The 21,071-nt window shown below is 70.0% G+C and carries 21 protein-coding genes; 13 read left to right on the top strand and 8 right to left on the bottom strand.

Annotated elements, in window-relative coordinates; all coding sequences use genetic code 11:
- Positions 1-12: 12 nt before the first annotated feature.
- From pgl to tkt, 5 genes are read right to left on the bottom strand one after another with little or no spacing between them, the layout of a single operon-like run.
- The gene (gene pgl, locus ACWGI8_RS17220) at positions 13-795 is read right to left on the bottom strand and encodes a 6-phosphogluconolactonase (protein ID WP_453661731.1); all 783 of its coding nucleotides are present in this window, start codon (positions 793-795) and stop codon (positions 13-15) included.
- A complete protein-coding gene (gene opcA, locus ACWGI8_RS17215; RefSeq protein ID WP_453661729.1) occupies positions 792-1,838 on the bottom strand; it encodes a glucose-6-phosphate dehydrogenase assembly protein OpcA in 1,047 nt (348 codons plus the stop codon). The genes pgl and opcA overlap by 4 nt, the downstream gene beginning before the upstream one ends.
- Complete coding sequence (gene zwf, locus ACWGI8_RS17210) at positions 1,835-3,367, bottom strand: glucose-6-phosphate dehydrogenase (RefSeq protein ID WP_453661727.1); 1,533 nt, start codon at positions 3,365-3,367, stop codon at positions 1,835-1,837. Before zwf ends, opcA begins: the two co-directional genes overlap by 4 nt.
- Before the next feature lie 6 nt (positions 3,368-3,373).
- The gene (tal, locus tag ACWGI8_RS17205) at positions 3,374-4,492 is read right to left on the bottom strand and encodes a transaldolase (protein ID WP_453661725.1); all 1,119 of its coding nucleotides are present in this window, start codon (positions 4,490-4,492) and stop codon (positions 3,374-3,376) included.
- A 34-nt stretch (positions 4,493-4,526) separates the two neighbouring features.
- Entirely contained in the window at positions 4,527-6,647 is a 2,121-nt protein-coding gene (tkt, locus tag ACWGI8_RS17200) for a transketolase (protein ID WP_453661723.1), read from the bottom strand.
- Positions 6,648-7,008: 361 nt separating this feature from the next.
- Here tkt and ACWGI8_RS17195 point away from each other — a divergent pair, with 361 nt between their 5' ends.
- The 3 genes from ACWGI8_RS17195 to ACWGI8_RS17185 all read left to right on the top strand — a co-directional run bounded on the left by ACWGI8_RS17195 (position 7,009) and on the right by ACWGI8_RS17185 (position 9,614).
- Positions 7,009-7,956 (top strand): heme o synthase, encoded by a 948-nt coding sequence (locus ACWGI8_RS17195; RefSeq protein WP_453661721.1) that lies wholly within the window; start codon positions 7,009-7,011, stop codon positions 7,954-7,956.
- Positions 7,957-8,088: 132 nt separating this feature from the next.
- Positions 8,089-8,442 (top strand): hypothetical protein, encoded by a 354-nt coding sequence (locus tag ACWGI8_RS17190; RefSeq protein ID WP_453661719.1) that lies wholly within the window; start codon positions 8,089-8,091, stop codon positions 8,440-8,442.
- 89 nt (positions 8,443-8,531) lie between these two features.
- Positions 8,532-9,614, top strand: a complete 1,083-nt coding sequence (locus tag ACWGI8_RS17185) for an amidohydrolase family protein (RefSeq protein WP_453661717.1) — start codon at positions 8,532-8,534, stop codon at positions 9,612-9,614.
- Positions 9,615-9,771: 157 nt separating this feature from the next.
- On the opposite strand, the gene ACWGI8_RS17180 is transcribed toward ACWGI8_RS17185, so the two are convergent.
- From ACWGI8_RS17180 to ACWGI8_RS17170, 3 genes are all read right to left on the bottom strand, one after another.
- Positions 9,772-10,749, bottom strand: coding sequence for a COX15/CtaA family protein (locus ACWGI8_RS17180; RefSeq protein WP_453661715.1), 978 nt, complete (start codon positions 10,747-10,749; stop codon positions 9,772-9,774).
- Positions 10,750-11,107: 358 nt separating this feature from the next.
- Positions 11,108-11,824, bottom strand: a complete 717-nt coding sequence (locus ACWGI8_RS17175; protein ID WP_453661733.1) for an ABC transporter permease — start codon at positions 11,822-11,824, stop codon at positions 11,108-11,110.
- A 71-nt stretch (positions 11,825-11,895) separates the two neighbouring features.
- Positions 11,896-12,822, bottom strand: a complete 927-nt coding sequence (locus tag ACWGI8_RS17170; RefSeq protein WP_453661713.1) for an ABC transporter ATP-binding protein — start codon at positions 12,820-12,822, stop codon at positions 11,896-11,898.
- 94 nt (positions 12,823-12,916) lie between these two features.
- Between ACWGI8_RS17170 and ACWGI8_RS17165 the strand changes: the two genes are divergently transcribed.
- The 10 genes from ACWGI8_RS17165 to ACWGI8_RS17120 all read left to right on the top strand — a co-directional run bounded on the left by ACWGI8_RS17165 (position 12,917) and on the right by ACWGI8_RS17120 (position 21,036).
- Positions 12,917-13,681 carry a DUF72 domain-containing protein gene (locus ACWGI8_RS17165; RefSeq protein WP_453661712.1) on the top strand — a complete coding sequence of 255 codons (765 nt, stop codon included), beginning with the start codon at positions 12,917-12,919 and terminating at the stop codon, positions 13,679-13,681.
- Positions 13,682-13,774: 93 nt separating this feature from the next.
- Positions 13,775-14,152 carry a YidB family protein gene (locus tag ACWGI8_RS17160; protein WP_453661710.1) on the top strand — a complete coding sequence of 126 codons (378 nt, stop codon included), beginning with the start codon at positions 13,775-13,777 and terminating at the stop codon, positions 14,150-14,152.
- Positions 14,153-14,383: 231 nt separating this feature from the next.
- Complete coding sequence (locus ACWGI8_RS17155; RefSeq protein WP_453661709.1) at positions 14,384-15,169, top strand: helix-turn-helix transcriptional regulator; 786 nt, start codon at positions 14,384-14,386, stop codon at positions 15,167-15,169.
- Positions 15,166-16,587 (top strand): Fe-S cluster assembly protein SufB, encoded by a 1,422-nt coding sequence (gene sufB / locus ACWGI8_RS17150; RefSeq protein ID WP_453661707.1) that lies wholly within the window; start codon positions 15,166-15,168, stop codon positions 16,585-16,587. The genes ACWGI8_RS17155 and sufB overlap by 4 nt, the downstream gene beginning before the upstream one ends.
- A 59-nt stretch (positions 16,588-16,646) precedes the next feature.
- Positions 16,647-17,828: a Fe-S cluster assembly protein SufD gene (sufD, locus tag ACWGI8_RS17145; RefSeq protein WP_453661705.1), complete on the top strand. Its 1,182-nt coding sequence runs from the start codon at positions 16,647-16,649 to the stop codon at positions 17,826-17,828.
- Positions 17,828-18,145 carry a non-heme iron oxygenase ferredoxin subunit gene (locus ACWGI8_RS17140; RefSeq protein ID WP_017948817.1) on the top strand — a complete coding sequence of 106 codons (318 nt, stop codon included), beginning with the start codon at positions 17,828-17,830 and terminating at the stop codon, positions 18,143-18,145. The genes sufD and ACWGI8_RS17140 overlap by 1 nt, the downstream gene beginning before the upstream one ends.
- A 7-nt stretch (positions 18,146-18,152) precedes the next feature.
- Positions 18,153-18,917 (top strand): Fe-S cluster assembly ATPase SufC, encoded by a 765-nt coding sequence (sufC, locus tag ACWGI8_RS17135; protein ID WP_453661703.1) that lies wholly within the window; start codon positions 18,153-18,155, stop codon positions 18,915-18,917.
- Positions 18,914-20,170, top strand: a complete 1,257-nt coding sequence (locus ACWGI8_RS17130) for a cysteine desulfurase (protein WP_453661702.1) — start codon at positions 18,914-18,916, stop codon at positions 20,168-20,170. The genes sufC and ACWGI8_RS17130 overlap by 4 nt, the downstream gene beginning before the upstream one ends.
- Before the next feature lie 18 nt (positions 20,171-20,188).
- Positions 20,189-20,644, top strand: a complete 456-nt coding sequence (sufU, locus tag ACWGI8_RS17125; protein WP_453661700.1) for a Fe-S cluster assembly sulfur transfer protein SufU — start codon at positions 20,189-20,191, stop codon at positions 20,642-20,644.
- Positions 20,641-21,036, top strand: a complete 396-nt coding sequence (locus tag ACWGI8_RS17120) for a metal-sulfur cluster assembly factor (protein ID WP_453661699.1) — start codon at positions 20,641-20,643, stop codon at positions 21,034-21,036. Before sufU ends, ACWGI8_RS17120 begins: the two co-directional genes overlap by 4 nt.
- Positions 21,037-21,071 lie beyond the last annotated feature (35 nt).

Here is a 21,071-nt window from a genome sequence, read left to right as displayed (position 1 = left end):
GCCGACGACTCGTCAGGGCGACGCGGGCGGATAGAGGCTCCGCGGAAGCTGCGACGCCGCCGCCGAGTCGAGCAGCCACAGTGTCCGCGACCTGCCGTACGCGCCCGCGGCCGGGGCCTGGATCTCCCCGGCGCCCGACAGGGCGATCGCCGCCGCGTTCGCCTTGTCCTCGCCCGCCGCCAGCAGCCACACCTCACGCGCCGCGCGGATCGCGGGGAGTGTGAGGGAGATGCGCGTCGGCGGCGGCTTCGGCGCGCCATGCACGCCGACGACCGTGCGCTCGGTCTCCCGGACCCCCGGAAGCTCCGGGAACAGGGACGCGACATGCGTGTCCGGGCCGACGCCCAGCATCAGCACGTCGAACGTGGGCACGTCGCCATGGTCCTCGGGACCGGCCGCGGCGGCCAGTTCCTCCGCGTACGCAGCCGCGGCCGCGTCCGCGTCCTTGCCGTGCGGCCCGTCGGACGCGGGCATCGCGTGCACCCGGGACGGGTTCAGCGGCACCGAGTCCAGCAGAGCCGCCCGGGCCTGGGTGACATTGCGCTCCGGGTCGCCCTCGGGCAGGAACCGCTCGTCACCCCACCACAGATCGAGCCGCGGCCAGTCGATCGCGTCCCGCGCGGGCGCGGCGGCGAGCGCGGCCAGCAGACCGTTGCCGTTGCGCCCGCCGGTGAGGACCACCGACGCGGAGCCGCGCGCGGCCTGGGCGTCCACGATCTTCGTGATCAGCCGGGCCGCCGCGGCCTGGGCCATCAGCTCCTTGTCACGGTGGACGACGAGTTGAGGGGTACTCACTTCGCGGCCGCCTTCTTCGCCGGAGCCTTGGCCGAGGTCTTCGCAGCGGTCTTCTTCGGCTCGGCCGGCCCGGTCGGCTCGGCCGCACCGGCGACGTCCGTCGCCATCTCGGCCGACTCGTCGTTCAGCCGGTCGACGCCGTACCGCAGCGCCGACGCGTACGTGTCGTCCGGGTCCAGCCGGCGCAGCTCCTCCGCGATCAGCTCCGCCGTGTCACGCCGCTTCAGCGCCACCGCGCGGTCCGGCTGGCCCTCGATGGACAGCGTCGCCAGCGACCCGTCCGCCCGGTCCAGCACGATCGGGCCGCAGCTCGTCGCCAGCCGTACGGCCGTGAGTCCCGGCCCCGGCGACACCAAGCGCTTGACCGGCACTTTCAGCCGGTCCGCGAGCCACATGCCGAGCAGTTCGCAGCTCGGGTTGAACTCCTCGCCCTCCACCTCGGCCGCGGTGACCTCGCACGTCACCTGGTCCAGGGCCGCCGCCAGCATCGAGCGCCACGGCGTGATCCTGGTCCAGGACAGATCCGTGTCACCCGGGGTGTAGGCATCGGCGCGGGCCGTCAGCTCGTGGATCGGCTGCTCGCAGGCGTACGTGTCGGTCACCCGGCGCTGCGCCAGCGCGCCCAGCGGGTCGGACGCCGGGTCGAGCGGCGCGGCCACCGGCCACCACACCACGACCGGAGCGTCCGGCAGCAGCAGGGGCAGGACCACGGACTGGGCGTGGTCGATGACCTCGCCGTACAGCCGCAGCACGACCGTCTCGCCGGTACCGGCGTCCGCGCCGACCCGCACCTCGGCGTCGATCCGCGCCTTCGCCCGGTCGCGCGGCGAGCGTGAGACCCGCTTGATGACGACGAGCTTGCGCGAAGGGTGCTCGCGGGAGGCCTCGTTCGACGCCTTCAGCGCGTCGTACGCGCCCTCCTCGTCCGTGACGATGACGAGTGTGAGGACCATGCCGACGGCCGGCGTGCCGACGGCCCGCCGACCCTGCACCAGCGCCTTGTTGATTTTGCTGGAGGTGGTGTCCGTAAGGTCGATCTTCATGGCCGACGCCAGCTCCGTCCGTCTCGTGCGAGCATTTCGTCCGCCTCGACCGGACCCCAGGTCCCGGCCGGGTACTGGGCGGGCTTGCCGTGCTTGTCCCAGAACTGCTCGATCGGATCGAGGATCTTCCAGGACAGCTCGACCTCCTCGACCCTCGGGAAGAGGTTCGCGTCACCGAGCAGTACATCCAGGAGCAGTCGCTCGTACGCCTCGGGGCTGGACTCCGTGAAGGACTCGCCGTACGCGAAGTCCATCGAGACGTCCCGGACCTCCATCGAGGTGCCCGGCACCTTCGAGCCGAACCGCAGCGTGACACCCTCGTCCGGCTGGACCCGGATCACCAGGGCGTTCTGCCCCAGCTCCTCGGTGGCCGTGTGGTCGAAGGGCGAGTGCGGGGCGCGCTGGAACACGACCGCGATCTCGGTGACGCGGCGGCCCAGCCGCTTGCCGGTACGCAGATAGAACGGCACCCCCGCCCAGCGGCGGTTGTCGATCTCCACCTTGATGGCCGCGTACGTGTCGGTCTTCGACTTGGGGTCGATGCCGTCTTCCTGGAGGTAGCCGACGGCCCTCTCGCCGCCCTGCCAGCCTTCGGCGTACTGCCCGCGAACCGTGCTCGACGCCAGGTCCTTGGGCAGCTTGACCGCGCCCAGCACCTTGGTCTTCTCCGCCGCGAGCGCGTCCGCGTCGAAGGAGGCGGGCTCCTCCATCGCGGTCAGGGCGAGCAGCTGGAGCAGGTGGTTCTGGATGACGTCACGGGCGGCGCCGATGCCGTCGTAGTAGCCGGCCCGGCCACCGATGCCTATGTCCTCGGCCATGGTGATCTGGACATGGTCGACGTACGACCGGTTCCAGATCGGCTCGAAGAGGGTGTTGGCGAAGCGCAGCGCGAGAATGTTCTGGACGGTCTCCTTGCCCAGATAGTGGTCGATCCGGAAGACCTGGTCGGACGCGAAGACCTCGTGGACGATCCGGTTGAGTTCCTCGGCGGAGGCCAGGTCATGACCGAACGGCTTCTCGATGACCGCGCGCCGCCAGGAGCCGTTCTTCTGTTCCGCCAGTTGGTGCTTCTTCAACTGCTGCACGACGACGGGGAAGAACTTCGGCGGTACGGACAGATAGAAGGCGAAGTTGCCGCCGGTGCCCTGCGCCCGGTCGAGCTCCTCCATGGTCTTCTTCAGGGTCTCGAACGCGTCGTCGTCGTCGAAGTCGCCCTGGACGAAGCGCATCCCCTGGATGAGCTGCTGCCACACCTCCTCGCGGAAGGGGGTACGGGCGTGCTGCTTGACGGCCTCATGGACTTCGTGTGCGAAGTCCTCGTCCTGCCACTCGCGGCGGGCGAAGCCGACGAGCGAGAAGCCCGGCGGCAGCAGCCCGCGGTTGGCGAGGTCATAAACGGCAGGCATCAGCTTCTTGCGGGACCGCGCGCCGGTGCCGCCAACGAGCCCCCGGCCCGCCGGCCCCGCGAGACGCGGGCGCCGTCGGTCCGCGGCGGCACGAAGCGGGTTAGCTCCGTGTGCGGGAGTCAAGGTGTTTCAGCCTTCCGAAGGAGCGAGGCGCTCGAGCTCCGCCTCCGTCGACTTGAGCAGGTCGTTCCAGGACGCCTCGAACTTCTCGACGCCCTCGTCTTCCAGCAGCTGCACCACGTCGTCGTAGGAGATCCCGAGCTTCTCGATCGCGTCGAGCTCGGCGCGCGCCTGCTCGTAGGTACCGCGCACCGTGTCACCCGTGATCTGGCCGTGGTCGGCGGTGGCATCGAGAGTGGCCTCCGGCATGGTGTTCACCGTGCCCGGGGCGACCAGCTCGTCCACGTACAGCGTGTCCTTGTACGCCGGGTCCTTGACGCCGGTCGAGGCCCACAGCGGACGCTGCTTGTTGGCCTGTGCCTTGTCCAGCGCGGCCCAGCGGTCCGAGGAGAAGACCTCCTCGAACGCCTGGTAGGCGAGGCGGGCGTTGGCGAGCGCCGCCTTGCCACGCAGCTCCTTCGCCTCGTCCGTGCCCAGCGCGTCCAGCCGCTTGTCGATCTCGGTGTCGACCCGCGACACGAAGAACGACGCCACCGAACGGATCTTCGACAGGTCCAGGCCGGCGGCCTTCGCCTTCTCCAGGCCGGCCAAGTAGGCGTCCATGACCTCGCGGTAGCGCTCCAGCGAGAAGATCAGCGTGACATTGACGCTGATACCGAGGCCGATGACCTCGGTGATCGCCGGCAGGCCCGCCCTGGTCGCCGGGATCTTGATGAACGTGTTCGGCCGGTCCACCAGCCACGCGAGCTGCTTGGCCTCGGCGATCGTCGCCGCCGTGTTGTGCGCGAGACGGGGATCGACCTCGATCGAGACCCGGCCGTCCTGGCCGCCGGTCGTGTCGAAGACCGGACGCAGCACGTCCGCGGCGTCCCGCACGTCCGCCGTCGTGATCATGCGGAGGGCTTCCTCGACGGTCACCTTGCGGGTGGCGAGGTCGGCGAGCTGCTGCTCGTAACCGTCGCCGGACGAGATGGCCTTCTGGAAGATCGACGGGTTGGTGGTGACGCCCACGACGTGCTGCTGGTCGATCAGCTCGGCGAGGTTGCCGGACGTGATCCGCTTGCGCGACAGGTCGTCGAGCCAGATCGCCACGCCTTCGTCGGAGAGGCGCTTGAGTGCGTCTGTCATGAGAGTTGCATCTCCTACTAGTCGTATACCGGCGTCAGCGCGCGGCGGCGTCGATCCCAGTCGTTGAATCAAGCACAGTCCGAGCGGCGCCGGCCACGGCCTCTGCGGTGAAGCCGAACTCGCGGAAGAGCACCTTGCCGTCGGCGGACGCGCCGAAGTGCTCCAGCGACACGATCCGGCCGGCGTCACCGACGTACCGGTACCAGGTCAGACCGACACCGGCCTCGACCGCGACACGAGCCTTGACCGACGGCGGCAGGACGCTGTCCTTGTACGCCTGGTCCTGCTCCTCGAACCACTCGACGGACGGCATCGAGACGACGCGCGTCGGGATGCCCGCGGCCTGCAGCTGCTCGCGCGCCTCCACGGCCACGTGCACCTCGGAGCCCGTGCCGATCAGCACGACCTGGGGCGCAGCGCTCTGCCCGTCGGACGCTTCGGCCTCGAACAGAACGTAACCGCCCTTCGCCGCGTCCTCGTTGGGCTCGTAGGTCGGCACGCCCTGGCGGGTCAGCGCCAGACCGTGCGGGGCGCCCACACCGAACTTCTTCGTGTAGCGCTTGAGGATCTCCGCCCATGCGATCGCGGTCTCGTTGGCGTCGGCCGGGCGCACGATGTTCAGGCCCGGGATCGCGCGCAGCGAGGCCAGGTGCTCCACCGGCTGGTGGGTCGGGCCGTCCTCGCCGAGACCGATCGAGTCGTGCGTCCACACGTACGTCACCGGCAGGTGCATCAGCGCGGACAGCCGCACCGCGTTGCGCATGTAGTCGGAGAACACGAGGAACGTGCCGCCGTAGATACGGGTGTTGCCGTGCAGCGCGATGCCGTTCATCACCGCGGCCATCGCGTGCTCGCGGATACCGAAGTGGATCGTCCGGCCGTACGGGTCGGCCTCCGGCAGCGGGTTGCCCTTCGGCAGGAACGACGACGTCTTGTCGATCGTCGTGTTGTTCGAACCGGCGAGGTCGGCGGAGCCGCCCCACAGCTCGGGGATGATCGCGCCCAGTGCCTGGAGCACCTTGCCGGAGGCGGCGCGGGTGGCGACACCCTTGCCCGCCTCGAACACCGGGAGCTTCTCCTCCCAGCCCGTCGGCAGCTCGGTCGAGCGGATCCGGTCGAACTCGGCGGCGCGCTCCGGGTTGGCGGCACGCCACTCGGCGAAGCTCTTGTCCCACTCGCCCCGGGCCTCACGGCCGCGGTCGAGGGCCTTGCGGGTGTGCGCGATGACCTCGTCGGAGACCTCGAAGGACTGCTCCGGGTCGAAGCCCAGGACCCGCTTGGTGGCCGCGACCTCCTCGTCGCCCAGCGCCGAGCCGTGCGCAGCCTCGGTGTTCTGCGCGTGCGGGGCGGGCCAGGCGATGATCGAGCGGGCCGCGATGAAGGAGGGACGCTCGGTCTCCTCCTGGGCGGCCTTCAGTGCCTGGTACAGACCGGCCGGGTCCAGGTCGCCGTTCGGCAGCTGCTGCACGCGCTGGACGTGCCAGCCGTAGGCCTCGTACCGCTTGAGGGTGTCCTCGGAGACGGCGGTCTCGGTGTCACCCTCGATCGAGATGTGGTTGTCGTCCCACAGCAGCACCAGGTTGCCGAGCTTCTGGTGGCCGGCCAGCGCGGACGCCTCGTGGGAGATGCCCTCCTGGAGGCAGCCGTCACCGGCGATCGCCCAGATGGTGTGGTCGAACGGGGAGGTGCCCGGCGCGGCGTCCGGGTCGAACAGACCGCGCTCGTAGCGGGCGGCCATGGCCATGCCCACGGCGTTGGCCACACCCTGGCCGAGCGGTCCGGTCGTCGTCTCGACGCCGACCGTGTGGCCGTACTCCGGGTGGCCCGGGGTCTTGGAGCCCCAGGTACGGAAGGCCTTGAGGTCGTCCAGCCCCAGGCCGTACCCGGCGAGGTAGAGCTGGATGTAGAGCGTCAGGCTGGAGTGACCCGCGGAGAGCACGAACCGGTCACGGCCGGTCCAGTCCGCGTCGGAGGGGTCGTGCCGCATCAGCTTCTGGAAGAGGACGTACGCCGCGGGGGCCAGACTCATGGCCGTTCCCGGATGGCCGTTGCCGACCTTCTGTACGGCGTCAGCGGCAAGGACGCGGACGGTGTCCACGGCCCGCTGGTCCAATGCGGTCCACTCGAGGTCTGTGGTGGTCGGCTTGGTGCTCACCCTGGGTCAGGGCTCCTCTCCACATGTTCATGGTCCCGGTGACGAGGGGTGTACCGGGCGCTGTCGAGCCTACCCTCGCAGCAACGCGCATCCTTTCGAGTGCACGTCTCTTCAGTCGGACACATCCACCAGCCTGCGGGCACAGGCTCGACTTCGCCTCTTGTCGGCGATCCCGACGGTGATTACGCACGGCGCTCCGGTACTGCTCAACACGACCCCACCCCCGCGAAGATCGGCGTGGGGGCAACGTCTAGAGTGGCGTGGTACGCGCAAGTCTTCACCGGGATCCACTCCCCCGTAGCCCTTCGGGCATGGGAGGCACCCCCAGGGGCTTGCTGGGAATTCTCTGTCAGGGGTGTGCGTGACGGCCGTCGAGTCCCGACCCTCAGGGGTCGTCTTGACTCCCAGCCCGGGGGGCCATCGTCCGTTCGGGGCCCGCGTCAAGGCATTCGTGGCGCTGACGAAGCCGCGGATCATCGAGCTGCTGCTGATCACCACGGTACCCGTGATGTTCCTGGCGGCACAGGGCGTGCCGGACCTCTGGCTGGTCGTCGCCACGTGCATCGGCGGTTACCTGTCCGCGGGCGGCGCCAACGCGCTCAACATGTACATCGACCGCGACATCGACGCCCTGATGGACCGCACCTCACAGCGTCCGCTGGTCACCGGCATGGTCTCGCCGCGTGAGGGCCTGGTCTTCGGCCTCACCCTGGCCGTGGTCTCGACGCTCTGGTTCGGACTGCTCGTCAACTGGCTCTCCGCCGCGCTCGCGCTCGGCGCGCTCCTCTTCTACGTCATCGTCTACACGATGCTGCTGAAGCGGCGCACCGCGCAGAACATCGTGTGGGGCGGGATCGCCGGCTGCATGCCGGTGCTCATCGGCTGGTCCGCCGTCACCAACTCGATGTCCTGGGCCGCCGTCATCCTCTTCCTCGTCATCTTCTTCTGGACGCCGCCGCACTACTGGCCGCTGTCGATGAAGGTGAAGGAGGACTACGCGCGCGTCGGCGTGCCGATGCTCCCGGTGATCGCCTCGAACCGGGTCGTCGCCCGCCAGATCGTCATCTACAGCTGGGTGATGGTCGTCGTCTCGCTGCTGCTGACCCCGCTCGGTTACACCGGCTGGTTCTACACGGCGGTGGCGCTGGTGACGGGCGGCTGGTGGCTCTGGGAGGCGCACGCGCTGCAGAGCCGCGCGAAGGCGGGCGTGACGGGCGGCAAGCTCAAGGAGATGCGCCTCTTCCACTGGTCCATCACGTACGTCTCACTGCTCTTCGTGGCGGTGGCCGTGGACCCGTTCCTGCGCTGAAGCCCGTCCGGCGGCTCAGTCCCCGGGGCCCGATCCGCCGGATCATGTCGGGCCCGCGGTCCGGCACCGCGTGGCCCAGGCCACGCGGCCCGGCTGTCGCCAGTCGATCTACCCGCGAGTAGCATCCTGTTCATGGCAGACACCCAGCAGGTCGACGAGACCAAGCCCCAGCACGACGCCCGCGCCGAGCGCAAGGCGGCGAAGCTCGCCAAGCAGATCGGCGCCTTCGCCAAGGCGCACGGCGGCGCCGAGGGCCAGCTCGCCTACATCGGTCAGATGGGCACCCGCATCGTGCTCGTCGGTGAGGACGGCGGCTGGGGCGACCTCGTCGCGCCCACCCACGCCATCGCGGTCAGCGCCGCCGAGAAGTCCGGGATCACCCTGCACGAGTCGTTCGACGGCGAGTTCGCACTGAAGGTCCGCACCGGCCCGTACGAGTGGACCCGCATGGCGGGCATCCAGGTCGGCGGTCCCTCGAACGACTGAGGCGACCGGCCCGCCCGATCGGGCAACACCTCGCGCGGGGCCCACCCGTTAGGACGTGTGGAAGCACGTCCATCGCTGGGAGCCCCCGGATGATCGATACGCCGTCCTTGGTGGATCAGTACTGCCACGGCGTCCTCCGCACGGAGCTGGGCCTCGGCACCTTCGAGGCCCACCTGGGCAGGACCGCCGGGCCGCCCGCGCCCGGCACCACCTTCTTCGACACCCAGACCGGCTTCGCCGTACGCCGCTGGTGCCCACCGCTGCTCGGTCTCGAACCGCACTGCCCGCCCGCGCGCTATCTCGCGCGCCGCCGGGAGCTGGGCGTCCTGGAATCCGGAAGGCGGCTGCTGCGAGCCACCGGAATCTCCGCCTATCTGGTGGAGACCGGGCTGCCCGGAGACCTCACCTCAGTCCCCGAGATCGCCGCCGCGGGCGCGGCCGACGCCCATGAGATCGTCCGGCTGGAGCTGCTCGCCGAGCAGGTCGCCGACACCTCGGGCACCGTCGACGGCTTTCTCGCCAACCTCGCCGAGGCCGTGCACGGCGCCGCCGGATCGGCCGTCGCCTTCACGTCCGTCGCCGGTGTACGGCGCGGGCTCGCCCTCGCCCCCGAGCCACCGGGGCCGGGCGAGGTGCGGGGCGCGACGGGGCGCTGGCTGGCAGCACGCCAGGTCGGCGGCCGGCTCACCGACCCCGTACTCGTGCGGCATCTGCTCTGGATCGCCGTGGCATCGGGGCGGCCGCTGCAACTGCACGTCGGGGTCGACGATCCGCTGCTGCTCGACGGCTTCGCGGCGGCCACCGCGGGCCTCGGCACCGATCTCGTCCTGCTGCACGGCTACCCGTACCACCGGCACGCCGCGCATCTGGCGAGCGCGTTCCCTCATGTGTACGCCGACGTCGGACCCGCCCTCGCCCACACCGGGGCCGGGGCCGCGTCCATCCTCGCGGAGATCCTCGAGCTCGCACCGTTCGGGAAGCTGCTGTTCTCCAGCGGGGCGCGCGGACTGCCCGAGCTGCACGTGGTCGGCGCCCGGATCTTCCGGGAGGCGCTGGGGAGGGTGCTCAGCGGCTGGGTGGCCGACGGCGCCTGGTGCCGTACGGACGCCCAGCGGGTCGCCGAGATGATCGCGGCGGGCAACGCGCGCCGGGTCTACGGACTCGGCGGCTGAGGCGTGCAGGGACTCGGCGGGTGAGGCGTGCCGGGATTCACCGGGTGAGGCGGGAGCGGTCCCGCCCGGGCCTGGACTCAGGCCCGGACCAAGACCCGGACCGGGCCTGCGACGGACCGGGCCCAGGCCCGGACGGGGCCAGGGCCTGTCCCGTGGATCAGACCGCCGAGACCGTCGAGAGCGCCTGGTCGGACCGACTGGGGCTCCCCGGTGCGGCGAGCGGCCGCTCCCGCAGGCACAGGGCCAGCTTCAGCACCGCGATCCACATCAGCGACGAGCCGAGCATATGGGCCCCGACCAGCACCTCGGGCACGTCCGTGAAGAACTGCACGTAACCGATCCCGCCCTGCGCGAGCACCACGATCAGCAGGTCACGCGCACGGGCACGGGTGTCGTCGGGAGCGTCCACCACACGCAGCACCAGCCACATCGCCACGGCGAGCGCGCACACCAGCCAGGCCAGCGCGGCGTGCACATGCGCGGTGTCCACCCAGTCGAACGGCATCCGCGGCACATCGCTGCTGTCGCCCGCGTGCTTGCCGGAGCCCGTCACGGCCGTACCCACGGTGATCAGCAGCGCGGAGGCCGCCAGCAGCGCCCACGAGAGCTTCCGCACCGGGCGGGGGACCCGCGGCCGCACCTCGCTGTCGCCCTCGCCGGCGCGGATCCAGGTGATCGTGGCCACCGTCAGCAGCGCGTTGGCGGCGAGGAAGTGACCGGCCACCGTCCACGGGTTGAGGCCCGCCCACACGGTGATCCCGCCGAGGACGGCGTTGCTCATCACGATCCAGAACTGCGCCCAGCCGAGCCGGGTGAGCCCGCGCCGCCACGGCTTGGTGGAGCGCGCCGCGATGATCGCCCAGCCGACCGCCGCGCACAGGACGTACGTCAGCAGGCGGTTGCCGAACTCGATCGCACCGTGGAAACCCTGCGCGGGCGTCGCGAAGAGACTGTCGTCCGTGCACTTGGGCCAGGTGTCGCAGCCGAGACCGGAGCCGGTCAGCCGGACCGCGCCGCCGGTGACGATGATGACCACGCTCATGACGACAGCGACGAGCGCGGCGCGTCGGACGGTCCGGGGGGACGGAGTCCAGCGCTGGGCGATGTAGGCGAGGGGGGTCTGCACGGCGACCATCGTAGGGGGCCCGCTTGTGCACGGATTCACGTGGGTGGGCATGTCCGGACAGACCACCACGGCCACGGACGGCGGAACTCCTGCCGCGCCGGACGCCGGACCATGCGGCGTTCTCCCTGCCAGGGGCGGCCCCACAGCCACTGCGCCGGCCCGAGGCCGGCGGCGGCACGGCGGCGGAAGATCCCGTCGCTCGGTCGAGCCGCGACCCCGGCGACGTGCCGTATCTCACCCCGGACACACGCGGACCGCACGCGGACGGTGCACGGCGCGCGGTGGACCGCACGCGGACGGTGCACGGCGCGCGTTCGACCGTGCGTGGCGGTGTGCGGCCGGCCGCCGGTTCACCCCGGCCCGCGGCTCACTCCCAGCGGAAGAACTTCGCGGCCGCACCCAGACCGGCAGCCGCCCACACCGCGAGGATCCCGAGATTCCCCCAGGGCATCCCCGCCCCGTCCCGGAGCACGTCCCGCAGCCCGTCCGAGAGCGCCGAGATCGGCAGCAGGCCGAGGACCGACTGCGCCGCGTCCGGGAACTTGTCCAACGGGACGATCACCCCGCCGCCCACCAGCAGCAGCAGGAACACCAGATTCGCGGCGGCGAGCGTCGCCTCCGCCTTCAGCGTCCCGGCCATCAGCAGCCCGAGCCCGGAGAAGGCCGCCGTGCCCGCGACCAGCAGCAGGAGCACGGAGACGGGGTCGCCCTGCGGCGACCAGCCGAGCGCGAAGGCGATCAGCGTCAGCAGGACGATCTGCAGCACCTCGGTGACCAGGACGGAGAGCGTCTTGGCCGTCATCAGCGCCCAGCGGGGGAGCGGCGACGCGGCGAGCCGCTTCAGTACGCCGTAGCGGCGCTCGAAGCCGGTGGCGATCGCCTGCCCGGTGAACGCGGTGGACATCACGGCCAGCGCGAGGACGCCGGGGGCCAGGAAGTCCACGGCACGGCCCGCGCCCGTGTCGACGACGTCGACCGTCGAGAAGAGGACGAGCAGCAGCGAGGGGATGATCACGGTCAGCAGCAGCTGCTCACCGTTGCGGAGCAGCATCTTCGTCTCGAGCGCCGCCTGCGCCGCGATCATCCGCCCGACGGGCGCGGCCCCCGGCCTGGGCGCGTACGTTCCCGACGTCACGTCGGTGGTGGCCTCAGCGGTCACGACCGCAGCTCCTTCCCCGTCAGTTCCAAGAAGACGTCCTCCAGCGTGTGCCGCTCCACCGAGATGCCGTCCGGCATCACGCCGTGCTGCGCGCACCAGGAGGTGACGGTGGCGAGCAGCTGCGGACCGACCGTGCCGCTGATCCGGTACGCGCCCGGCGTCAGCTCCGCCGCGGCCGTGCCGTCCGGCAGCGCCTTCAGCAGGGAGCCGAGGTCGAGTCCGGGGCGGCCCGTGAAGCGCAGAGTGTTCTCGGCACCGCCGCGGCAGAGCTGCTCGGGACTGCCCTGGGCGACGACCCGGCCCGCGTCGATGATCGCGATCTCGTCGGAGAGCTCCTCCGCCTCGTCCATGAAGTGGGTGGTGAGCACGACGGTCACACCGTCCGTACGCAGCTCGCGCACCAGGTCCCACGTGGAGCGGCGGGCCTGCGGGTCGAGCCCCGCGGTCGGCTCGTCCAGGAAGACCAGCTCGGGCCGGCCGACCACGGCCATGGCGAGCGCGAGCCGCTGCTGCTGTCCGCCGGAGAGCCGCCGGTACGTCGTACGCCCGCAGGAGCCGAGACCGAGGCGCTCGATCAGGGTGTCCACGTCGAGCGGGTGGGCGTGCAGCTTCGCCATGTGGCGGAGCATCTCGTCGGCGCGGGCACCGGAGTAGACCCCGCCGGACTGGAGCATCACGCCGATCCGGGGCCGCAGCCGCGCGGCGTCGGCGACCGGGTCGAGGCCCAGGACGCGGACGCTGCCGGAGTCGGCGCGGCGATAGCCCTCGCACGTCTCGACGGTGGTGGTCTTGCCGGCCCCGTTGGGGCCGAGGACGGCAGTCACCGTGCCGGCGCGGACGTCGAGGTCGAGCCCGTCCACGGCGGTCTTGGCTCCGTACCGCTTGACCAGGCTGCGCACCTGGACGACGGACTCGTTCTGCATGGGGGAAGTCTAAGGAGCCGCCGGGGCTGCTCCGGCCGGGGGTCCGGGTCGCCCTTTCCGGAGAAGGCGGGCGACCGCGGGGAATGATCACCTCATGCCCGTGCTCATCGGCACCTCCGGTTGGCAGTACAAGGACTGGCGCGGCGTTCTCTACCCCGAGGAGCGGCCCCAGCGGCTCTGGCTGGAGGAGTACGCGCGGCACTTCGCGACCGTCGAGAACAACAACGCCTTCTACCGGCTGCCCGAGCGCAGGACCTTCGCCGACTGGCACGAGCGGACCCCTCGGGGATTCGTCATGGCGGTGAAGGCCAGCCGTTACCTCACCCACATCAAACGGCTGCGCGACCCCGAGGAGCCGGTGCACCGGCTCATGGAGCACGCCGAGGGGCTGGGGGAGCGGCTGGGGCCCGTGCTGCTCCAGTTGCCGCCCACCCTCCGCGTCGACCCGGGGGCGCTGGACGCCGCGCTCGCGTGCTTCCCCGGCCGGGTGCGCGTGGCCGTCGAACCCCGGCACGACTCGTGGTGGACCGACGAGGTGCGGGACGTCCTGGAAAGCCGGTCCGCCGCGCTGTGCTGGGCGGACAGGGGCTCCCGGCCGGTGACACCGCTGTGGCGGACGGCGGACTGGGGCTACGTACGGTTCCACGAAGGCCTGGCCGAGCCATGGCCGCGGTACGGGCGCCAGGCGCTCGCGAGCTGGGCCGGGCGCATCGCCGACGCATGGCCCGACCGGGCGGAGGTCTTCGCGTACTTCAACAACGACCTCGGCGGGGCGGCCGTCCACGACGCGGCAGCCCTCGCGCGTGCGGTGACGTCCCGAGGACGCACGGTGACCCGTACACCGGGCGGCGGGACCTGAGTCACGTGCGAGTGAACCGGTGCCCCCCGGAGGCCCGGACCGGGGCGCCGGGGGTAGGCGTTTCAGGAAACGCTCTCCGGAAAGGCGACAGGCATGGCGGCCAACGACCTGGAACGTCTGCTCGGCGGACTGCTCGGCGACGAATCGTCCGGGGTGGGCAAGCTGCTCGCCTCGCTCTTCAGCGAGGTCGGTGACAGCGGTCAGGGCGGAGGCAACCAGCTCCAGGGGCTGGTGAACGAACTCATCGAGGGCGGCCTGGCGGCCAAGGTGCGGTCCTGGATCGATCAGGGTGACAACCAGCCCGTCAGCGGGGCCGAGATCGCCCAGGCCGTGCCGTACCAGGTCCTCGACCGCGTGGCCCAGCAGGCGGGCGTCTCCCCCGAGCAGGCCGCCGACAAGCTCGCCGAAGCCCTTCCACAGGTTGTCGACAAGCTCACCCCCCAGGGCGAGGTGCCGCAGGGCCTGCTCTAGGGGCGCTGACCCGACCCGGCGAGAGTCTGCTGTGGGGGCGTCCCGGGCGGCACACAGGCCTCTCACCAGCGCGGGAGGCCTCCCGCGGCACCGGCCCCGATGATTCCGGAATTGATCCAACGAATGATCATTCTCGCAGGTCAGGTTAGGTTTTCCTAAGTGATGCACGGCACCGTCCACCGGTCGGGACGCGGCTTGTCAGTCTCTCGGGAATTACGCAACAATGGCGTTGTGAAAAACGTCGGTGAGGCTCCTCAAGAGGAACTCGCGACCGGTGAGCGGTCCACGCGCAACCGGGTCGCGCGGTCCATCCTGGACCACGGGCCGTCCACCGTCGCCGACCTCGCAGGGCGCCTCGGGCTCACCCAGGCCGCTGTTCGCCGCCACCTCGACGCACTCGTCTCCGACGATGTCGTCGCCGCCCGCGAGCAGCGGGTCTACGGAGCGCGCACCCGCGGCCGGCCCGCCAAGGTGTTCGCTCTCACCGACTGCGGCCGGGACGCTTTCGAGCAGTCGTACGACAAGCTCGCCGTCGACGCCCTGCACTGGATCGAGCGGGCCGCCGGCGGCGGTGCTGCCGGAGATGCCGCCGTCGCGGCGTTCGCCCGGGACCGGATGGAGAGCCAGGCCGAGGCGTACCGCGCGGCCATGGAGGCCGCGGACCCGGAGGAGCGCACGGAGGCTCTCGCCAAGGCGTTGACTGCCGACGGGTACGCTGCTACGGCGCGTAACGCACCGGTGGGCGAGCAGCTGTGCCAGCACCACTGCCCCGTCGCCCACGCCGCCGAGCGGTATCCGCAGCTGTGCGAGGCGGAGACCGAGGTCTTCTCCCGCCTGCTCGGCACCCATGTGCAGCGTCTGGCCACCATCGCCCACGGCGACGGAGTGTGCACGACCTTCATCCCGAAGGCCGGCCACAGGCCCGACGACGGGGCCGGCGAGACCAGCAAGACCGACAAGACCGAACAGACCAGCTCGCAAGCATCTGCAAGCACGGCCGGGAGGAACCCCGCATGACTCTCCCCACGGAGACTGCCCACCCTGAGCTCGAAGGCCTGGGCAATTACGAATACGGCTGGGCCGACTCCGACGCCGCAGGCGCGGCCGCCAAGCGCGGTCTCTCCGAGGACGTCGTCCGTGACATTTCGGCGAAGAAGAACGAGCCGGAGTGGATGCTGAAGCTGCGTCTGAAGGGCCTGCGCCTCTTCGACAAGAAGCCCATGCCGACCTGGGGCTCCGACCTCTCCGGCATCGACTTCGACAACATCAAGTACTTCGTGCGGTCCACGGAGAAGCAGGCGGAGTCCTGGGAGGACCTCCCGGAGGACATCAAGAACACGTACGACAAGCTCGGCATCCCCGAGGCGGAGAAGCAGCGCCTCGTCGCCGGTGTCGCGGCCCAGTACGAGTCCGAGGTCGTCTACCACCAGATCCGTGAGGACCTGGAGGAGCAGGGCGTCATCTTCCTGGACACCGACACCGCTCTGAAGGAGCACCCGGAGCTCTTCAAGGAGTACTTCGGCACCGTCATCCCGGTGGGCGACAACAAGTTCGCCTCGCTGAACACCGCGGTGTGGTCCGGCGGATCCTTCATCTACGTCCCCAAGGGCGTGCACGTCGAGATCCCGCTCCAGGCCTACTTCCGGATCAACACCGAGAACATGGGCCAGTTCGAGCGGACGCTGATCATCGTCGACGAGGACGCGTACGTCCACTACGTCGAGGGCTGCACCGCCCCGATCTACTCCTCGGACTCCCTGCACAGCGCCGTGGTCGAGATCATCGTCAAGAAGGGCGCCCGCTGCCGCTACACGACCATCCAGAACTGGTCGAACAACGTCTACAACCTGGTCACCAAGCGCGCCGTGGCGTACGAGGGCGCGACCATGGAGTGGATCGACGGCAACATCGGCTCCAAGGTCACGATGAAGTACCCGGCCGTCTACCTGATGGGCGAGCACGCCAAGGGCGAGACCCTCTCCATCGCCTTCGCGGGCGAGGGGCAGCACCAGGACGCCGGCTCCAAGATGGTCCACATGGCGCCGAACACCTCGTCCAACATCGTCTCCAAGTCGGTGGCGCGCGGCGGCGGCCGTACCTCCTACCGCGGTCTCGTCGAGATCGGCGAGGGCGCGGCCGGATCGAAGTCGAACGTGCTCTGTGACGCCCTGCTGGTCGACACCATCTCCCGCTCCGACACCTACCCCTACGTCGACGTCCGCGAGGACGACGTCTCCATGGGCCACGAGGCCACCGTCTCCAAGGTCTCCGAGGACCAGCTCTTCTACCTGATGAGCCGCGGTCTCTCCGAGTTCGAGGCGATGGCGATGATCGTGCGCGGCTTCGTCGAGCCGATCGCGAAGGAGCTGCCCATGGAGTACGCCCTCGAGCTCAACCGGCTGATCGAGCTCCAGATGGAAGGCGCGGTCGGCTAACGCCACCGTTCCCTCCCGTCAGCACCGTCTTATCCGAGAAAGCGAGCACTACGACAGCCATGGCTGACGCTCAGAACATCCCGGCGGGCTCCACCACCGCCGGCTCGATCGCGGTGGCCGCCGAGTCCACCGTCGCCACGCGCATGAGCGCGCCCCCGTCCTACGACGTGGCGGACTTCCCCGTCCCGCACGGACGTGAGGAGGAGTGGCGGTTCACTCCGCTGGACCGCCTCGCCGGGCTGCACGACGGCACCGCGGTCGCCACCGCCGGCGGCGTGACCGTCGAGGTCAGCGCCCCCGAGGGCGTCACGGTGGAGAGGGTCGGACGCGACGACGCACGGCTCGGCAAGGCCGGCACCCCCGTGGACCGGATCGCCGCCCAGGCGTACTCCTCCTTCGAGAAGGCCTCGGTCGTCACGGTCCCCAAGGAGGCCGTGCTCACCGAGCCGATCCGGATTGCGGTGCACGGTGGGGGCGGTACCGCCTTCGGCCACCAGCACATCGAGCTCGGAGCCTTCGCCGAGGCCGTGGTCGTCATCGACCACACCGGTGAAGCGGCCCTCGCCGCCAACGTGGACTACGTCCTCGGTGACGGCGCCAAGCTGACCGTCGTCTCCGTCCAGGACTGGGACGACAAGGCGGTCCACGTCGCCCAGCACAACGCGCTGATCGGGCGGGACGCCTCGTTCAAGTCCATCGTGGTCACCTTCGGCGGCGACCTCGTACGCCTCCACCCGCGCGTCACGTACGCGGGCACCGGCGGCGAGGCCGAGCTGCTCGGTCTGTACTTCACCGACGCCGGCCAGCACCAGGAGCACCGTCTCCTGGTCACCCACAACAGCCCGCACTGCAAGTCCAACGTTGCCTACAAGGGCGCGCTGCAGGGCCAGGACGCGCACGCCGTCTGGATCGGCGACGTCCTCATCGAGGCCAGTGCCGAGGGCACCGACACATACGAGATGAACCGCAACCTGGTTCTGACCGACGGTGCGCGGGTCGACTCCGTGCCGAACCTGGAGATCGAGACCGGCGAGATCGCCGGTGCCGGCCACGCCTCCGCCACCGGCCGCTTCGACGACGAGCAGCTGTTCTACCTCATGGCCCGCGGTATCCCGGAGGCCGAGGCTCGCCGCCTCGTCGTCCGTGGCTTCTTCGCCGAACTGGTCCAGCAGATCGGTCTGCCCGATGTCGAGGAGCGCCTCATCACCAAGATCGAGGCCGAGCTGGAGGCAGCGGTCTGATGGCCTTCGTCCGAGCCTGTGGGCTGAGCGAGCTGGAGGAGGACACCCCGAAGCGGGTGGAACTCGACGGCACGCCGGTCTCCGTCGTCCGGACCGAGGGCGAGGTGTTCGCGATCCACGACATCTGCTCGCACGCGAACGTCTCCCTCTCCGAGGGCGAGGTGGAGGACTGTCAGATCGAGTGCTGGCTGCACGGCTCCAGCTTCGACCTCCGCACCGGCAAGCCGTCCGGCCTTCCCGCGACGCGCCCCGTCCCCGTGTACCCCGTAAAGATCGAAGGGGACGATGTGCTCGTCTCCGTCACCCAGGAGTCCTGAGTCACCCATGGCAACGCTTGAAATCCGCGACCTGCACGTCTCCGTCGAGGCCGAGAACGGCCCCCGTGAGATCCTCAAGGGCGTCGACCTGACCGTGAAGCAGGGCGAGACCCACGCCATCATGGGCCCCAACGGCTCCGGCAAGTCGACCCTCGCCTACTCCCTCGCGGGCCACCCCAAGTACACGATCACCAGTGGCACCGTGACCCTGGACGGCGAGGACGTCCTGGAGATGGCCGTCGACGAGCGCGCCCGGGCCGGCGTCTTCCTCGCCATGCAGTACCCGGTCGAGGTCCCGGGTGTCTCGGTCTCCAACTTCCTGCGCACCTCCGCCACCGCCATCCGCGGCGAGGCCCCCAAGCTGCGCACCTGGGTGAAGGAGGTCAAGGAGGCGATGGAGAACCTCCAGATGGACCCCGCCTTCGCCGAGCGCAACGTCAACGAGGGCTTCTCCGGCGGTGAGAAGAAGCGCCACGAGATCCTTCAGCTGGAGCTCCTCAAGCCGAAGATCGCGATCCTCGACGAGACCGACTCCGGCCTCGACGTCGACGCCCTGCGCACCGTCTCCGAGGGCGTCAACCGCGTCCGGGAGACCGGTGAGGTCGGCACCCTGCTGATCACCCACTACACGCGCATCCTGCGCTACATCAAGCCCGACTTCGTTCACGTGTTCGCGAACGGCCGCATCGCCGAGTCCGGCGGCGCCGAGCTCGCCGACAAGCTCGAGGCCGAGGGCTACGAGGCATACACGAAGGGTGGCGTATCCGCGTGACACAGCTGCCGGGCCTCCTCGACACCGAGGCGATCCGCAAGGACTTCCCGATCCTGGACCGCCTGGTCCACGACGGTAAGAAGCTCGTGTACCTGGACAACGCGGCGACTTCACAGAAGCCGCGCCAGGTGCTCGACGTGCTCAACGCCTACTACGAGCGGTACAACGCCAACGTCCACCGTGGCGTGCACGTCCTCGCCGAGGAGGCCACGGCGGAGTACGAAGGCGCCCGCGACAAGGTCGCCGCCTTCATCAACGCACCGAGCCGCGACGAGGTGATCTTCACCAAGAACGCGTCGGAGTCGCTGAACCTCGTGGCGAACATGCTGGGCTGGGCCGACGAGCCCTACCGCGTGGACCGCGAGACCGAGATAGTCATCACGGAGATGGAGCACCACTCCAACATCGTCCCGTGGCAGCTGCTGTCGCAGCGCACCGGCGCGAAGCTGAAGTGGTTCGGCCTCACCGACGACGGCCGTCTCGACCTTTCCAACATCGACGAGATCATCACCGAGAAGACGAAGATCGTCTCCTTCACGCTGGTCTCCAACATCCTGGGCACGATCAACCCGGTCGAGAAGATCGTCCGCAGGGCGCAGGACGTCGGCGCGCTCGTCCTCGTCGACGCCTCGCAGGCCGCTCCGCACATGCCGCTGGACGTGCAGGCCCTGGGCGCCGACTTCGTGGCCTTCACCGGCCACAAGATGTGCGGTCCGACGGGCATCGGCGTGCTCTGGGGCCGTCAGGAGCTGCTGGAGGACCTCCCGCCGTTCCTGGGCGGCGGCGAGATGATCGAGACCGTCTCGATGCACTCGTCGACGTACGCTCCGGCGCCGCACAAGTTCGAGGCCGGTACGCCTCCGATCGCCCAGGCCGTCGGCCTCGGCGCGGCGGTGGACTACCTCACCTCGATCGGCATGGACAAGATCGCGCAGCATGAGCACGCGATCACCGAGTACGCGGTCCGGCGCCTTCAGGAAGTCCCCGACCTGCGGATCATCGGCCCGGTCACGGCCGAGGACCGCGGCGCGGCGATCTCCTTCGTCCTCGGCGACATCCACCCGCACGACGTGGGCCAGGTCCTCGACGAGCAGGGCATCGCCGTCCGGGTCGGGCACCACTGCGCGCGGCCGGTCTGCCTGCGGTACGGAATTCCTGCGACCACGCGGGCGTCGTTCTATCTGTACTCCACGCCGGCCGAGGTGGACGCTCTGGTCGAGGGCCTGGAGCACGTCCGCAACTTCTTCGGATGAGGGACTGAGGGACGCTCTGTGAAGCTTGATTCGATGTACCAGGACGTCATCCTGGACCACTACAAGCACCCGCACGGGCGGGGCTTGCGGGACGGTGACGCCGAGGTGCACCACGTCAACCCGACCTGCGGCGATGAGATCACCCTGCGCGTGAAGTACGACGGCTCGCGCATCGAGGACGTCTCGTACGAGGGCCAGGGCTGCTCCATCAGCCAGGCCTCCGCCTCCGTGCTGAACGAGCTGCTCGTCGGCAAGGAGCTCGCCGAGGCGCAGAAGATCCAGGCGGCGTTCCTCGAGCTGATGCAGTCCAAGGGACAGATCGAGCCGGACGACGCGATGGAGGAGGTGCTGGAGGACGCGGTGGCGTTCGCCGGTGTCTCGAAGTACCCGGCGCGCGTGAAGTGCGCTCTCCTGAGCTGGATGGCATGGAAGGACGCGACGGCCCAGGCGCTGTCCGAAGGGAAGACCGCATGACTGAGAACCCGGAGACCACGGCGGAAAAGGACTGGCCGGACGAGGAGACCTTCTCGTCCAAGGCCGCGACGCCGACGAGCACGAAGGCCTCCGAGGAGGAGGTCCGTGAGGCCCTGTACGACGTCGTCGACCCCGAGCTGGGCATCGACGTGGTCAACCTCGGCCTGATCTACGGCATCCATATCGACGACTCGAACATCGCGACCCTGGACATGACGCTGACGTCCGCGGCCTGCCCGCTGACCGATGTGATCGAGGACCAGGCGAAGGCCGCGACCGACGGTATCGTCAGCGAGCTGAAGATCAACTGGGTCTGGATGCCGCCGTGGGGCCCCGACAAGATCACGGACGACGGCCGCGAGCAGCTGCGCGCGCTCGGCTTCAACGTCTGACACCGCCGTCGTACGACGTGCGGGCTGTGCGAAAG

It is taken from the genome of Streptomyces sp. NPDC054841, from assembly GCF_053611045.1.
The sequence above is the reverse complement of the archived record's forward strand: the minus strand, read 5'-3'. Positions and strand labels throughout refer to the sequence as shown.